At 49.0% G+C, this 15,216-nt stretch carries 14 protein-coding genes; 5 read left to right on the top strand and 9 right to left on the bottom strand.

What is annotated here, in order from left to right; all coding sequences use genetic code 11:
• Nucleotides 1-37: 37 nt before the first annotated feature.
• Nucleotides 38-568: a tyrosine-type recombinase/integrase gene (locus DW677_RS14370; protein ID WP_242992184.1), complete on the top strand. Its 531-nt coding sequence runs from the start codon at nucleotides 38-40 to the stop codon at nucleotides 566-568.
• A gap of 106 nt (nucleotides 569-674) precedes the next feature.
• On the top strand, nucleotides 675-1,466 hold the full coding sequence (locus tag DW677_RS14365) for a tyrosine-type recombinase/integrase (RefSeq protein ID WP_347465567.1): 792 nt from the start codon (nucleotides 675-677) through the stop codon (nucleotides 1,464-1,466).
• A 27-nt stretch (nucleotides 1,467-1,493) separates the two neighbouring features.
• Here DW677_RS14365 and DW677_RS14360 read toward each other — a convergent pair whose 3' ends face one another.
• From DW677_RS14360 to DW677_RS14345, 4 genes are all read right to left on the bottom strand, one after another.
• A complete protein-coding gene (locus DW677_RS14360; protein ID WP_117567667.1) occupies nucleotides 1,494-3,143 on the bottom strand; it encodes a glycosyl hydrolase family 18 protein in 1,650 nt (549 codons plus the stop codon).
• 347 nt (nucleotides 3,144-3,490) lie between these two features.
• The gene (locus tag DW677_RS14355; protein WP_117469290.1) at nucleotides 3,491-3,790 is read right to left on the bottom strand and encodes a hypothetical protein; all 300 of its coding nucleotides are present in this window, start codon (nucleotides 3,788-3,790) and stop codon (nucleotides 3,491-3,493) included.
• Between the two features lie 277 nt (nucleotides 3,791-4,067).
• Nucleotides 4,068-4,670, bottom strand: a complete 603-nt coding sequence (locus DW677_RS14350; RefSeq protein ID WP_147324176.1) for a hypothetical protein — start codon at nucleotides 4,668-4,670, stop codon at nucleotides 4,068-4,070.
• Entirely contained in the window at nucleotides 4,619-5,971 is a 1,353-nt protein-coding gene (locus DW677_RS14345) for a serine/threonine-protein kinase (RefSeq protein WP_158552990.1), read from the bottom strand. Before DW677_RS14345 ends, DW677_RS14350 begins: the two co-directional genes overlap by 52 nt.
• A 274-nt stretch (nucleotides 5,972-6,245) precedes the next feature.
• Here DW677_RS14345 and DW677_RS14340 point away from each other — a divergent pair, with 274 nt between their 5' ends.
• Nucleotides 6,246-7,010 (top strand): adaptor protein MecA, encoded by a 765-nt coding sequence (locus tag DW677_RS14340; RefSeq protein WP_117468997.1) that lies wholly within the window; start codon nucleotides 6,246-6,248, stop codon nucleotides 7,008-7,010.
• A 261-nt stretch (nucleotides 7,011-7,271) separates the two neighbouring features.
• Here DW677_RS14340 and DW677_RS14330 read toward each other — a convergent pair whose 3' ends face one another.
• Nucleotides 7,272-7,478: a DUF1858 domain-containing protein gene (locus tag DW677_RS14330; protein ID WP_015552988.1), complete on the bottom strand. Its 207-nt coding sequence runs from the start codon at nucleotides 7,476-7,478 to the stop codon at nucleotides 7,272-7,274.
• 577 nt (nucleotides 7,479-8,055) lie between these two features.
• Between DW677_RS14330 and DW677_RS14325 the strand changes: the two genes are divergently transcribed.
• Nucleotides 8,056-8,226: a 4Fe-4S binding protein gene (locus DW677_RS14325; protein WP_117483534.1), complete on the top strand. Its 171-nt coding sequence runs from the start codon at nucleotides 8,056-8,058 to the stop codon at nucleotides 8,224-8,226.
• A 120-nt stretch (nucleotides 8,227-8,346) separates the two neighbouring features.
• Here the strand turns inward: DW677_RS14325 and DW677_RS14320 are convergent, their stop codons facing one another.
• The 4 genes from DW677_RS14320 to DW677_RS14305 form a co-directional block, all read right to left on the bottom strand.
• Nucleotides 8,347-9,012 (bottom strand): helix-turn-helix domain-containing protein, encoded by a 666-nt coding sequence (locus tag DW677_RS14320; RefSeq protein WP_117468996.1) that lies wholly within the window; start codon nucleotides 9,010-9,012, stop codon nucleotides 8,347-8,349.
• 241 nt (nucleotides 9,013-9,253) lie between these two features.
• Nucleotides 9,254-10,594: a replicative DNA helicase gene (gene dnaB, locus DW677_RS14315; RefSeq protein WP_021905152.1), complete on the bottom strand. Its 1,341-nt coding sequence runs from the start codon at nucleotides 10,592-10,594 to the stop codon at nucleotides 9,254-9,256.
• A 173-nt stretch (nucleotides 10,595-10,767) separates the two neighbouring features.
• Nucleotides 10,768-11,214 carry a 50S ribosomal protein L9 gene (gene rplI / locus DW677_RS14310; protein ID WP_015552983.1) on the bottom strand — a complete coding sequence of 149 codons (447 nt, stop codon included), beginning with the start codon at nucleotides 11,212-11,214 and terminating at the stop codon, nucleotides 10,768-10,770.
• Nucleotide 11,215: 1 nt separating this feature from the next.
• Nucleotides 11,216-13,255 (bottom strand): DHH family phosphoesterase, encoded by a 2,040-nt coding sequence (locus DW677_RS14305; protein ID WP_117567665.1) that lies wholly within the window; start codon nucleotides 13,253-13,255, stop codon nucleotides 11,216-11,218.
• A 1,139-nt stretch (nucleotides 13,256-14,394) separates the two neighbouring features.
• On the opposite strand from DW677_RS14305, the gene DW677_RS14295 reads away from it, so the two are divergent.
• Complete coding sequence (locus DW677_RS14295) at nucleotides 14,395-15,207, top strand: MBL fold metallo-hydrolase (protein WP_117567664.1); 813 nt, start codon at nucleotides 14,395-14,397, stop codon at nucleotides 15,205-15,207.
• Nucleotides 15,208-15,216 lie beyond the last annotated feature (9 nt).

Raw genomic sequence — 15,216 nt, 5'->3', positions numbered from 1 at the left:
GCAAGTCCTTTTCGGAGGATGAGTTGAAGCTTACCTCATGATCAGCCAGGCCGACTATGAGTACCTGAAAAAATGTCTTCTGCGTGACGGAAAGCCTACCTACTACTTTGCCGTGCGGATCATGGCCGCCACTGGCGTGCGGATCAGCGAACTTCTCCAGATCCGTGTGGAAGATATGATCCGCGGTCAGATGGACCTGTACTCAAAAGGTGATAAGATCCGGCGGATCTACTTCCCGCAAAATGTCCAGGAGACCTGCCTGCTGTGGCTTCAAAACGAAAAGCGCACCAGCGGCAGCTTATTTTTAAACCGTTTCGGAAATCCGATCACCACAAACGGGATCCGGGATCAGCTTAAGGTTTTTGCACTTCGATACAATCTGGATCCATCTGTCGTACATCCCCATGCATTCCGACATCTATTCGCAAAAAAATTTATAGAACAATGTGATGACATTGCGCTTCTGTCCGATATTCTTGGACATGAGAGCATTGAGACTACCCGCATTTACCTACATAAAAGCAGTACTGAACAGCAGGATCTCTTCAATCAGATCGTAAACTGGTAAAATTCCTGCTGCTCCGTTATTATTCAAAGGATATGTTATGAAAGAACTTCCAAAAGACCAGGAAAACCTGGCAGAATCATTTAGATCATATTTAAGAAAAAAGAATATGTCTGAAAATACCGGAGACGCGTATGGACGGACGATCAGGCAGCTTCTGTCCATCTATCCCATTCCAACCGAATCTCTTCTCCGGAAATACCGGAGTCTTCTGATTGCCAATTACCGCCCCGCAACGATCAATCAGCGGATCTACGCCGTAAATCATTTTCTTCTTTTCCTGGAGGAAGAACAGCCGGAACTCTATCCCGACCTCGCCAGTTTTCGACTCCATGCGGTAAAAATTTCCCGCGACACCTTCCAGGACTCCATTATCACAAACGAAGACTGTGAGACGCTCCAACGGAACCTGAAAGCAGAACACCACGACTTCTGGTATTTCATCGTCCGTTTTCTGGTGACCACCGGTGCCAGGGTCAGTGAGCTGGTGCAGATCAAGGCGGAACATTTAGCCTGCGGGTATCTTGATCTCTACTCCAAAGGTGGGAAGATCCGCCGCATCTACATCCCGGATTCCCTCTGTCAGGAGGCAAAAGCCTGGTGTGACCGCCGCGGTATCACCTCCGGCTTTCTTTTTGTGGGAAAAAATGGACGCCCCGTGACGACCAGAGGCATCCATTCCCAATTAAAACACTATGCAGTCCGGTATGGCATCGATCCTGATACCATGTACCCTCATTCTTTCCGCCACCGGTTCGCGAAGAATTTTCTGGCTCGCAGCAGCGATATCTCTCTATTGGCGGATCTTCTCGGTCATGAGAGCATCGAGACCACCCGCATCTACCTCACACGTTCCAGCAAGGAACAGAAACTCCTGCTGGACAAGATGGTGACCTGGTAGGTCCGGCGTAAAAGCGCCATTATGATCTTAGTTCCACTGGATGGAATCCCACGCGGCAGAATCCTCAAACCCCAGTTTCCAGCACGCGACTCCCGCCAGATCGTTCTGACGGACCACGTTCATCTTTTCTTTCAAGGACCGCTCCTCCTCCATCCAGAGGAACCAAGCACCGTCATTTGTCTGTTTCTCGCCATAATATTGGGCGGTATCCGCCTGCCAGGTAAGCTCCACCTGGTTATTGTCTGCCCACTTCTTCGCATCCGCGATTCCCATCGCCTTGGAGGTGATGGATCCGTCCCCGGCTTCGATCCAGAGTCTCGTGTAGAACGGAACGGCATTGATCAGCTTCTCCTTCGGGACATCCTCGAGCATTCCGGAGATTCCATTCTTCACGTAGCTGATAGAGGACACAGAGCCCGGCTCGCCGCCCGCAAAGTGCTCATCATACCCCATCATAATCACATAATCCGCAACAATTCCCTGTTCTTTCAGGTTATAGAAGCTGTTGTATCTCGCCGGAACATAGTTGTCCACGGACAGGACAATACCTTTCTGGCGGCACGGGATCGATAATTCCCGGATAAATTCGATATAATGGACGCCCGCCTCTGTTTTCAGGCTCTCAAAATCAAGATTCAGACCATCCAGGTCATATTTTTCCGCATCCGCGATCAGGCTGTCGATCAGCCTGCGGCGGGTGGCGGTGGATGCTAACAGCGTCTCCGTCTGGACATCGGCACTGAAGTTATCGATCAGCGCCCATACCTGGAGCCCCTTTGCATGGGCCTTCGCCACATAATCTTTGCTCGCCAGTGACCTATAGTTTCCGTTGTTGTCTGTCAGGGAAAACCATGTCGGGGAGATCACGTTCATCCCTTTTGTCTTTGCCACAATGCTGTCAAAGGTATTGTTTCCGTCCTGGCTTGTTACCTGGTGCCAGCCGAGAACGATCTTTCCGCTCATGCTGGTATTCTTGTATACAGGAGCTGTGAAATTTCCGGAAAATTTCTGGCTCTCCGCGGCTGCCAGGCGCTTATTTTCCACATATCCGATATTTCCGTCGGAAGATGCGACCTTGGACCATTTCTCCATCGTATCGAGAACGGTCACCGTATCGTCCTCTGCGAGGTCTGTGAGGATCTTACTCTTTACGCCGCCTTTTACTCGCAGACTTCCAGCCTTTTTCACCCGCGCTATATTTCTTGTTCCCCAGTCATTGATCAGGACACGTCTTCCATCCCCGGAGTCAAAGGTCTGGATCTGCACATCCGTATAGTTTGCGATCAAACCCAGCGTCAGATAGACCTCATCATCTTTTACAAGAAGCAGCGGAGCGCCGTTGGCCCCCTTTGTCTCCGCGTCCGCATAGACGATCTGGTCCGGGAGCGCGTATACGAGAAGGTCTTCCGTGCTGTCCCAGTAGAACCGCTCATTAATGTGGTCATTCACCCAGGAGACCGGCAGATACGTCTGTCCATTTTCATAGATTCCTGTCTGCTCCTGCCGCTCATAGTTATAGAGGATCGCGGTCTCATCCCCGGACACATCATAGACTTCCGCGAGATCCGCCCGCTCTTTCGTCGGCATATACCGGTCCAGTACCTGGAAACCGACAAATCCCACGGCGATCAGGACGATCAGACCGACAGCAACCAATACAGGAACTACTTTTCTCATTCGTTATCACTCTTTCCGCACGCCGGTTCCCAGAACTCTGCGTTCATTTCCGTCTCTCACCGGCGGCATGCTGAATCGTTATTTATTACGGATGATCCGGCAAGGTATACACAGATCGTATACTTTGCCGGATCTTCAAGATAGCTTAAGTATACCACAACGCGGAATGTCTGTCTGTTAACTTTTTGTAACGAATTGTTGTCAGCAGTCTTACGAATCATCTGGCAGAACGATCCCCCAGCTGTTGAATCTATATTACTTCGTACATATAACCTGGTTCATTTCCGTGCGATTTACTGCTATCCAGTACCGCCAGATCCATTCTATTCGGTATCCTCCGTCTTTCCTTATTTTCTCGTTCTTCTCCTCCGACCTTTCGTCTCCATGATATCCGCTTCGCTTAGATAGACCTTATCAAACCGTATCTCCTTCAGACCGCCGCCTTCCGCCTGGACATAATCTCCCATATAGAACATTCCATCCTCACGAACTTCAAACAGTTTCTCCCATTCTCTCTGCCCGGAAAGTTTTCCGTCCATGTAGATCGGGATTCCTTTTTCCGTGTACCGCTTAAGTCCATTCAGATAGCGCGTCATCTCCTCGACACTTCGATTTTCCGAGTCATACGTTCCGCTTGCTGTTTCCATACCCATATACACCTTTCTTTTCTTCGTGCCGCATATCTATGGCATGCACGGTCTTATCGATGCTCTTCATTGAACGTTCTCCCTCTGCGCTGTCGATTTTAAGTTATTAAATGCCTCTGTTCCCGGCTTTTCCGCGATGACTGAAGAAGGTTATACTGTGACATGTTTTTCCCCGCTGCTGTATTCTTAGCCGGTCAGATCTCATTTATTGTGACATTTCTGAGTATCAGGCTTTTCCCTTTATAACGGTTAGGGAAATCGTCCTTTTATGTCATTTTTACAGGATACGCTGAAAAAATTCCCCGCACTCCTTCGTGACCAAGAAGGCATCCGCTGAAAACGGAATCCGTTCTGCATTGATCCGAAATCTTCTCGAGAATTCTCTTCTGGTCTCCTCGCTTCCAAATACCGCGAGACTCTGCCAGCTTTTTTTCTGTTTCGCTCTCTGTTCCATCTCGAATTCCCGGAAACTCTCCTGCTGCCACTCCGTAAAGGAACCCACCAGGAACTTTTTATCGCATCTCCAATATAATTCGTTTGCGCCATCTTTGACCGATCCGAAATCGATCAGGATATCGTCATATCCCCTCTGAAGCACCTCCTTCACAGCCTCCGGCCCTGCATACTTATAATAATCCGCATCCAGTACCCTGTATGGATTTTTCTGTCCCATCTGCCCCGTGCAGACGTATTCAAGCTTTTCTAAGTCCCCCGACTCATTAAATTCCAGCAGTATGGCTTTCCTTCTGAGGTATCCCGCGAGATAGTTTGTCAGCATGATCGAAAAATGGGTGCACCCCACCCCGGTATTGCTCCCAGCGATTCCGATCATTCTGCATCGCTTCTCCTGAGTCTCTGTGATAATTTTTTTCTTTTCCATCTGGTTTCCCCTGTACCATCGTTCCATAGATCCCGGTAACAGGTGTTGGCAGCTTTATCTTCTCTGAATGGATTTGAAAAGAACGGAAGAAAGAAATAATGAATATCAGATAAAACTTTTGGAAGTTTCAGACGTGCTTTTTTCTCCATATGATTGAAGAGCAGGATTACATTCCCACGGCTTTTTAAGATCTTCGCCGCATTCACAGTCCTGTCGATCTCCCACCATTTTCCCCCGCATACAAGAACATAAAAATCTGCTTCCGGAAGTTTCTCTTCCGGGCGGATCACTCCCACATCCTTTATGATTACTGGAAAATAAAGATATGGCAGCTTCACAGCTTCGCCATAATAAGGCCGGATGCTTCCGCATCCGATTCGATATACGCCGGTCCGGTCCGTTTTGATTCCCATATTTTTCGCAAGTGTGCGAACCGCAGACGTATCATAAGCTTCCTGATATAAAGCCGGACACCCATTCCGGGTCAGAAAATGAGACATTCCGAGAGCCGCATGGGTTGTTCCGATCCCCGCTGCCGCCCCGGCAAAAACAACGATTCGAGATTCTGCTGCCTGTTCCTTCAGTTGATTTTGCAGCTCCTGCAGCGTTTCCTGCAGTTCATCCGCACTCTGGTAACGCGCTTCTTTCTCCTTTTCCATACACCCGCGGATGATCCGGTCAAACATCCTATATTCCGGTTCATTCCTGTATTCCGGAACACTTCCCGGCGCATCCCCACGGCTCATAAAGTAGAGCAGCGCACCGATCGCGTACACGTCCGTCCGGCAGTCCAGTGGTTCCCCTGTGTACTGTTCCGGCGCCGCAAAACCGATCGTTCCGTACCGCTCACCAAACGCAGCGGCATCTGACGCGTATTGTGCATGATCAAAATCCGTCAGACGAAGGACTCCATTGCACACCAGCAGATTTTTGGGCTGCAAGTCTAAATATAAAATAGGATTTTCTGCTGAATTCATAAACTGAATGATACGGCAGATCTGTATTCCAAGATCAGCTGCCGCCTTAACCGACAAGCTGCCCAGGCGTTTTACCAGGGCATATAAAGATTCGCCTTCCAGATATTCTTCGATCAGATAACTGTATCCGGTATCTTCCTCCACATCGTAGACGATGGGGATTCCCGGATGTCTCAGTGTTTTCAGAAAAAGTGCTTCTTTTCTAAAAGTATCATAATCCGCCAGGGATTTCGGGACTACTTTTACCGCCCTGTATTCTTCCAGCTCAACGTGATACGCCAGATATACAGTACCGGATCGCCCGTTTCCCAGCTCTCTGCACAACCGATACTTGCCAAACAGAACGCGCTCGATAAACCATCACACCTCCTTCCGGCAACACAACCTCTTGCGACTATTCTAATATACACACTCCCGCTTCAGACCATCTTGTAGATGTCAAACTGATTAAATTTTAATAAACTTCCCTCATACGATTGCAAAAGCTGAATAGGATATAGTATATTATAGATGTAAAAATGCGGTTTTCTGCCCTCTTATAATGGGAATTACAGCATACCGCGAATATTTTGATTTTAACCAGACAGGAAGTGATCCTATGAAAATAGAACGTATCAATGAAAACCAGATCCGCTGCACCCTCAGCAACTTTGACCTGAGTGTCCGGAATATGAATCTCGGCGAGCTGGCCTATGGAACCGAGAAAGCCCGTAATCTTTTCCGCGAGATGATCCAGCGCGCCGCAAATGAGGTCGGTTTCGAGGCCGAGGATATCCCGCTTATGGTCGAGGCGATCCCGATGGCGAACGAGAGTGTTATGCTGATCATCACGAAGATGGAAGATCCAGAGGAACTGGATACCCGGTTCTCCAAGTTCTCACCGGAAGAGGACGAGAATGATAACGGATGGGGAAATCTCACCGCGGAAGTGCTGGAAGGCGCTGACGGCCTGATCAATATCCTGACCCAGAGCGGAATTTTAAAGCCGGAGGGAGAAAAAGCTCCTGCGGCACCAGCTGCAACGGCAAATGGACCGCAGGGAAAGGAAGAGTCGAAGAATCCGGCTCAGTTTACAAGGATCTACCAGTTTTCTTCCCTCGATCTCGTCTGTGAAGCCGCACGGCAGACCGGTGCTGTTTTTAAAGGAAACAGTGTTCTCTACAAGAATCCGGAAAATGGGGTCTTCTACCTGATCCTCAAGAAGGAAAACGACAGTGAGAGTTCCTTCAACAGAGTCTGCAATACTCTCTCCGAATACGGAACAAGGTTAAAGGGCGATGCCGCTGCGTCCGGCGCTTACTACGCGGAACATTATGATGTGATCGTAAAGAAGGACGCGCTGAAGGTGCTGCAAAACTTATAATCTGACTTTCCAAGTGATTCAATTTAAATAGAGCATCTGTAAAAGACTGTGATCCGCAGATTTATACAGATGCTTTTTTATGCGAAAAGTCTGTTTCCAAAGTGTCCCCAGGTTTTTCAACATACAAAGCTTTTCCGGCAAGCTGCTCTATATACGTCAAAACGAAAAAAGGACTGAAGCCGGGAAAATTCTCCCTGACCACAGTCCTTCCGACCTTTCGCACAGTCAGCAAACCGAAACTCTCTCGAGCGGTCACATACATTACTGCTGCTTCTGAGCCAGATACTCGTTAATCACACTTACAAGTTTTTCTACCGGAATTCCGTGAACCATGCAAGCCTCTTCCAGAGACTCCATCTGAGAAGACGGGCATCCGATGCAGTGCATTCCAGCGCCCATTAAAATCTGAGCCATATTCTCATCAACCTGAAGAAGCTCACCAATGAGCATTTCTTTTGAAATCTGCATGATAAATCCTCCTTTCACCTTCGAAATCTGCCGCGGGCAATTTTCTACGATTGTTTCCGGCATAACAGGCATACTGCCCTTATGCCAGCATATCGAGAGTATAATACTTTTTTCGTTTCTTGGCAAGGTGGTTTTGCAAAATCTGCTGGTACAGCCGCATCATGCAGTTACAGTACACGGGCACTCCATGCCCGCGCACTGTAACAGGATTTTGCCGATGCTTCGCATTCCGAATCGGCAAAATCCGCGGTCATAACGGTATCATACGGAATTTTCAGTTCAGAAAATTCCTACCCGCGTACAGTAACCATCATGCATTCCTGTATGATATGGTATTTCCAGTTTAGAAAATGCCTGTCCGCATATGGTGACCATCATGAAATACTTTCAGCCGAATGACAGCCGGGTTGATTTTTGTCTGCAAAGGTAAGAATAGACTAACTCGAGTTGTGACTGTCTAACCGCATGTTTACTGGATTTTTGTTCCTCATTAGGTACATTTTTTCACAATTTTCCCCTTGAATAATTTAACCGTTTATTATAGAATGAAAGAAATAAACAAAGGAGGTATTTTGTTATGGCATATGTAATTAACGATAGCTGCGTTAGCTGCGGTACTTGTGCTGGTGAATGTCCGGTAAACGCTATTTCTCAGGGAGATGGACAGTACGTAATCGACGCTGATACTTGCATTAGCTGCGGTACTTGTGCTGGTGTCTGTCCGACAGGCGCAATCAACGAGGGTTGATCACAAACGCAAACCAATACATAAAAGCCGTTGTTCTATTCGAACAGCGGCTTTTTGATTTCTGTGGATTCTGATCCAGAATCCGGATCTTCGCGAAAGGAGTTCTCATTTTTGCTCTCATCAAAGCTTATTCCCATTTCTCCCAAACTTTCTCTTTCTGAAGATCGACGGCAAAAACGGCGCTTTCGCCGCCGCAGCTTCCGCCCTCCCTTTATTCTCCTTCTGATAAAGCCGGATCGTCTCATCCAGCTGCCGGAACCGCTCTTCGTCCCGCTCATCTGCCACCCGCATCAGGTAATCGATCTCCTTTAACACTTTATCGTTCACCATCCGGCTGATATCCTGGCTCAGCTTCTCGTTGTTCTCCTCGATGGCCTGTCCGATCATCTGGGTAAGAAACTCCCTGAACTGCTCCGCTTTTTCCCGGTTCATGAGTTCCGCGGCTTCCCCCGGATCCAGCTTTTCCAGATCTCTCTTCTCCTGCTCCGTACATTCCTTCAATGCCGTCATAACATCCTCCTCAAGAACATCCGTGGGCGCCACCGATTCCCCCTCCGCGTCCAGCGTTTTCGCCAGCGCTGTCTTGATCGCCTTTAACTGATACCCCTTTTCCTTCAATTCCTTGATCTGTTTAAAAAGACGGATATGAAAATCCGTATAATACCGATGTCCCATCTCGTTGCGAGGAATGTTCATCTCCAGTTCCTCCTCCCAGTACCGAAGTACATGAGATTCCACATCAACCTTTTTCGAGGCATCGGAGATCAGATAATGTGTTTCTGACATGGTCGTCCTCTTCCTTTCACATGATTTTCGTCACAGTTCGAAATTTCTGCCATGAACCGCAACGATTGTTCGACTCTGTTTGATCCAGTTTCTCAGCATGTCCACAGACTGCCGCATGCCTGCAAAACCGTTATCAGATTGCTAATAATATATGTGAAGCCATGTCCCAATATGACAAAAACGCCCGCTTCCGATGAAATTCCTTCAAATTCCATTCGAAAGCAGGCGCTTGACCATGCATTTACTGCTGCTCCTTCGCAATATTCACAAACCGGGTCAGTTCCGGTTTCCAGCCAAGATATACGGTTCCGATCGGGCCGTTACGCTGTTTCGCGATAATAACCTCCGCCGTGTTCGGGTTATCCGTATCCTTATTATAATAATCGTCACGGTACAGGAACATCACAACGTCGGCATCCTGCTCGATGGCTCCGGACTCTCGAAGATCCGAAAGCATCGGTCTGTGATCCGTTCTTGTCTCACAGGCACGGGAAAGCTGGGACAGGGCGATCACCGGGACGCTCAACTCCCTCGCGATGGCCTTTAAAGATCTTGAGATCTCAGAGATCTCCTGCTGACGGTTGTCTCCGTTCTTTCCGCTGCCCGACATTAACTGCAGGTAGTCGATCATAACGAGGTCGAGACCATGTTCCAGCTTAACCTTCCGGCATTTGGAACGAAGTTCCATGATGGAAATACCCGGCGTATCATCAATTACAAGCTTGGAGCTTCCGATCGTACCGATTCCTTCCACGACAGCGTCCCAGTCCGCATCCGTCAGGGTACCGGTACGGAGCTTCTGGGAATCCACGTTGGACTCCATGGACAGCATACGGTTTACCAGCTGCTCCTTCGACATCTCCAGACTGAAGATCAGGCAGGTCTTCTGTCTCCGGACCGCGATATAGTCCGTAATATTCAGTACGAACGCCGTCTTACCCATAGACGGGCGGGCAGCGATCAGGATCAGATCCGAAGGCTGGAGGCCGGACATCCGGTAATCGAGATCGATAAATCCGGTAGGAAGACCCGTTACCGTGGATTTTGAGCGGGTCGCCTGCTCGATCTTATCAAGGACGTTCAGCGCGACCTGACGGATCGGCACGAAATCGCCGGAAGCGCGGCTTTCCAACAGGTTGAAGATCTGCTTTTCCGTGTCAGCCAGGATCACTTCAAGGCTGTCCTTTCCGGAATAACAGTTGTTGGCGATCTCCTCGTTGATCCTGATCAGTCGGCGGAGAACCGCCTTTTCATGGACGATCGTGGCATAGGAGCGCACATTCGCGGAAGTCGGAACCGTTGCCAGGATGTCGCGGACAAAATCCAGACTGCACACCTCCGGCGGGACATCCTTTTCCTTCAGCCTGTCCTGAAGCGTGACCAGATCCACCGGTTTTCCCTCATTGAACAGCTCCACCATCGTATCAAACATGATCCCGTACTGACGCTGATAAAAGTCGTCCGCGACCACGATCTCCGATGCCGCGATGATCGCATCCCTGTCCATCAGCATGGAACCGATCACCGACTGCTCCGCCTCAACGCTGTGCGGCAAAACCCTTTTTACTAACGCTTCTTCCATCTGTCCGATTTCCTCTCTGTACGTCTGTGTCTATAACTTCGCACGGCTTCTGCATATATTTCTGCAGAAGCCGTTTTCTTTCTTACTTTGCAGGCTGGAACCTCTACCTGGTTTCCTGCCCTGAATTTCAACTATGCTGTCCGCGTATTGCACACGCGGCAGACATTCAGTCTTTACGCCTCAACGACCTTCACGCTGAGTCTTGCTGTTACTTCCTTGTGGAGCTTGATCGGAACCTCAAAGCTTCCGATGCTCTTGATCGGCTCCGGCAGAACCATCTTCTTCTTGTCGATATCAAGCTTTAACTGGTCCTTCGCCGCCTTCGCGATCTCCTTTGTGGAGACGGAACCGAACGCGCGTCCGCCCTCGCCGGCTTTGATCGAAACGGTTACGGACATCTTATCGATCTCCTCCGCAAGCTTCTTAGCCTCCGCAAGCTGCTCTGCCGCAACCTTCTCCGCGTTTGCTTTCTGGAGCTTTAAATCGTTTAAGTTCTTGGATGTCGCCTCAACACCAAGCTTTTTCGGAAGGATAAAGTTTCTCGCATATCCGTCATTTACCTTTACGACCTGGCCCTTTTTTCCAAGTGCCTTCACATCCTCTAATAATACAACTTCCATCTTAAATTTCTCCTTTCTCCAGCATCATATCAATGACGCCTTTCACCTTCTCCTTGGCCTCCTCAACGGTAGCGCCCGGGAGCTGTGCGCCTGCGATCGTTCTGTGTCCGCCTCCGCCCAGCTTTTCCATCATGACCTGGACATTGACTTCGTCGATCGATCTCGCGCTGATATAGATTTTGCCTTCATATGGGGTCAGAACGACAGATGCCTTCATTCCCACAATGTCAAGAAGCTCGTTTGCAGCCTGTGCGCCTACTACTGTCGGGCTCTCCACGCCCTCTGACGGGCACACGCTGATGGCAAAGCATTTCTTATAGACCTCTGCCTGACGGACTGCCTCGGCTCTCGCCTTGTAGTCCTCCATACTGTCACGGAACAACTTCCGTACTCTCGTCACGTCCGCTCCGTTTCTTCTAAGGAACGCCGCCGCCTCAAAGGTGCGGACGCCCGCCTGATTTGTAAAGTTGTTCGTATCGATCACGATTCCCGCGTACATAGCGTCCGCCTCCGGGGATTTGATCCGGATACTGTCAGCAACATACTGTAAAATCTCCGCAACCAGCTCACAGGCGGATGACGCGTAAGGCTCTACATAGGACAGAGTTGCGTTTGTGATGATCTCGCTGGACTGACGGTGGTGATCGATGACAACGATCGTCTTCACGAGTTTTAAAAGGTCCGGTTCTTCTGTGATACTCGGGCGGTTGACGTCAACAACGACAAGCGCCGTATTGTTATCCACGATATCCGCGGCCTCACTTCCCGTGAGGAACAGGTCCTTCGGATAATCGCCGGTCTCAAAGCGTTCCATCATCGGACGCACCGAGGAGGTCACTTCATTGATCACGATATGTGCTTTTTTGTTCAGGGCAGACGCGATCCGGTACATTCCGATCGCCGCGCCGAAGCAGTCGATATCTCCGATCTTATGTCCCATGATCAGAAGGCAGTCCTTTGTCTCAAGAAGCTCCCTGAGGGCATGGGCTTTGACGCGGGCCTTGACACGGGTCGTTTTCTCTAACTGCTGGGCCTTTCCGCCGTAATACTGGATCTTCTGGCCGCATTTTACTACCGCCTGATCACCGCCGCGGCCGAGGGCCATATCGATCGCTGTACGGGCATAATCATAGTTCTGGCTGTAGGTATCGCCGTTCATTCCGATACCGATACTTAAGGTCACCGCCATCTCGTTTCCGATATTGACGGTCTTTACCTCCTCAAGCAGTCCAAACCGCTCTTTTTCCAGACGCGGCATATAGCACTGCTTGATCGCAAAGAAATATTTGTCCTTCTCCAGCTTCTTTACGATACCGTTAACCGCAGAAATGTACTTGTTGATCTTTCGATCGATCAGGGCCGTTAAGAGCGATCTGCGGACTTCCTCGACGCTCTCCAACGCCTCATCATAGTTGTCCAGATAAATCAGGCCCGCGACCATCTTCTGGTCTGTGATCGCCTGCTTGTAGTTGTAGAGCTCTGTCTCATCATAGAGATATACCGCAAGGATCTGCTGCTCCGTCTGCTTCTCCGGGATTCCGGAGGCAAGTTCATCCGGGCGGATCGTCACGCGTTTCATACTCACGCGGTATTTCGATTCCCCATAGATCACATGGACTTCCATCGCATTTTCCATCTTCTCGAGGGATTCCACTGTGATCTCCTTGAAGAGCATTGTCAGGCTTTTCCCTGCGCTCTTCTCTTCTTTGGTCACCGCCTCAAAGGCGCGGTTCATCCAAAGGATCTTACCCTCCGTGTCCGCGATCGCGTAGGGCAGCTCCAGGGACGCCAGAAGCTGTTTCTGACTCCAGCTGTACGCCGACGCAAAGGACACCAGACTGCCGAGAGCCCGCTTCTTTCCGTACATATACAGGGTTCCGGCACACGCCGCGTAGATCACCGTAAATGCAAGCATCACGAATCCCGCCTTGCGTGAGATCAGGTTGACCGCAGCTCCCGCAAGGATTACCAGTGCCGTTAAAAATACCGGCCACTGAAGGTAAAGCTGCAGAATATGGCTGACCTTTTTATCATCTTTCATTCTTATCTCCTATCCGCCGCCCGGTAAAATGGGCATAGCAAGACCATAAAAAGAATGTGCCTTGACACATTCTCGCGCCGAGCGCAGTCGCTTGTGATAGACTCTTCTTGCGCGAGTGTGCGTTTGACACGTTAGTGCCTTTTTATGCATGGAGAAATTCAGGCAGAATTTCTCCATGTATCAGAACCGACTTTGGGGATAGTATACCATAGATACAGGCATTTGTCCATGATCCGCTTGGGGCGGACATTGCACTACGGTCTATGAAATTCCTGACGTGTATAGCAGTGGCACGGCTTCTAAAACCACCAGTAGCGTAAAATAGACTTTATAGATCAAAGAAATTGTGATAGAATAATATAGGTGCCACCATAACGGTAGGCGGTTTGGCCCTCTTCGCAGAGGGCATGTGTGACCCTCTGATACATAGTGAGAGGAGGGTGATGCCATATGGAAATCTTAGGTATTGTACTTGCAATCCTGAGCTTCGGAGCAACTTGCTTCAAGGCAGGATATTCACTTGGCAGAGACATCGAAAAAAACGCAAAAAAATAACCGCCCAGTCCTCGCAAAACTAGCGGTTATTTTTTAATCCATATTTTCGAGGGCCAAGCCGTCTATCGGTGGCACTTCTCTTATCTATAATATAACATCTCTTCTTTAAATATTCAAGAGGTCTTTCTGCGATTTTCCTGTAACACTTTCCATGCCATTTCCGTTAAAATCTTGGATATTTCAAAATCAGTTGATAAGAGGACGGGATTTGAGTATAATATAAATGAACCAGAAAGGTTTCCGTGTGGCGACACATGAAAGCTGTACTCCGGCTGGGGAGGGTAATTACCAGCACTTTATGATACTCGGCAAGGCATCGAGGCTGACAGCCAGCATAAAACACGCAATCATAAAAAAGGCGTCGGATAACTTTGGTTGTCCGGCGTTTTTGTTACCCAAATACCGTTGATAGGAAAAATCTAATGAGGAAAAAGATCGATAAGAAAGAGATTGCAAAAGAAATTTGTAAAGCCGCAAAGTTATACAAAACCTCTTTCCTGCAGGAAGTTCGCATTTGTGTTTAATGAAAAAAATAAAGTTATAAGGCAACTATCAATCAATACTTTACGAAAGGATTTTCATTTATGAAAGCAACCGTACTCAGCGACAACATCCCCGCCGAAAATCTCGGCTGTGAATGGGGATTATCAATTTTTATTGAATATCATGGGAAACATATCCTTCTAGATGCCGGGGCATCCGGGCTTTTTCTGAAGAATGCTGATGCGCTTGGACTGAACATGAAAGACGTGGATTTCGGAGTTCTCTCCCACGCGCACTACGACCATGCAGACGGAATCCCGGAATTTTTCAGGGTAAATTCGTTTGCACCGTTCTATTTTAGGGAAACCACCGGAGAAAACTGCTGCAAAGGTGTCTGGAATTACAAGAAATACATCGGTATTCCAAAGGGCATGTTAAAAAAGTATCCGGACCGGATCAAGCTCGTCTCCGGGGACTTTTCCCCATGTGACGGGGTTTATCTGATTCCGCATAAGACTCCGGGACTGGAAAAAAAAGGAATCCGGGAGCACATGTACCTGAAGGAAAAACGGCGTTGGAAGCCGGATTTCTTCTCCCACGAACAGAGTCTCGTCTTCGACACACCGGACGGCCTTGTGATCTTCAACAGCTGTTCCCACGGCGGCGCCGATACCATTATCCGTGAGGTCACCGCGACTTTCCCGGATAAAAAAGTAAAAGCCCTGATCGGCGGCTTCCACCTCTACAATAAGACCGACGCAGAGATCCTTGCCCTCGCCGAAGGGATCCGCTCCACCGGCATCTCTTCGGTCTACACCGGCCACTGCACCGGAGATCATGCCTTTGATCTCCTGAAAGAGACCTTAGGAGAATCCGTTCACAAGCTGCATGCGGGGCTTGTGATGGAGTTTTAGTATGTCCCG

It is taken from the genome of Clostridium sp. AM25-23AC (assembly GCF_003435125.1).
Classification (GTDB): Bacteria; Bacillota; Clostridia; order Lachnospirales; family Lachnospiraceae; genus Pilosibacter; species Pilosibacter fragilis.
The sequence above is the reverse complement of the archived record's forward strand: the minus strand, read 5'-3'. Positions and strand labels throughout refer to the sequence as shown.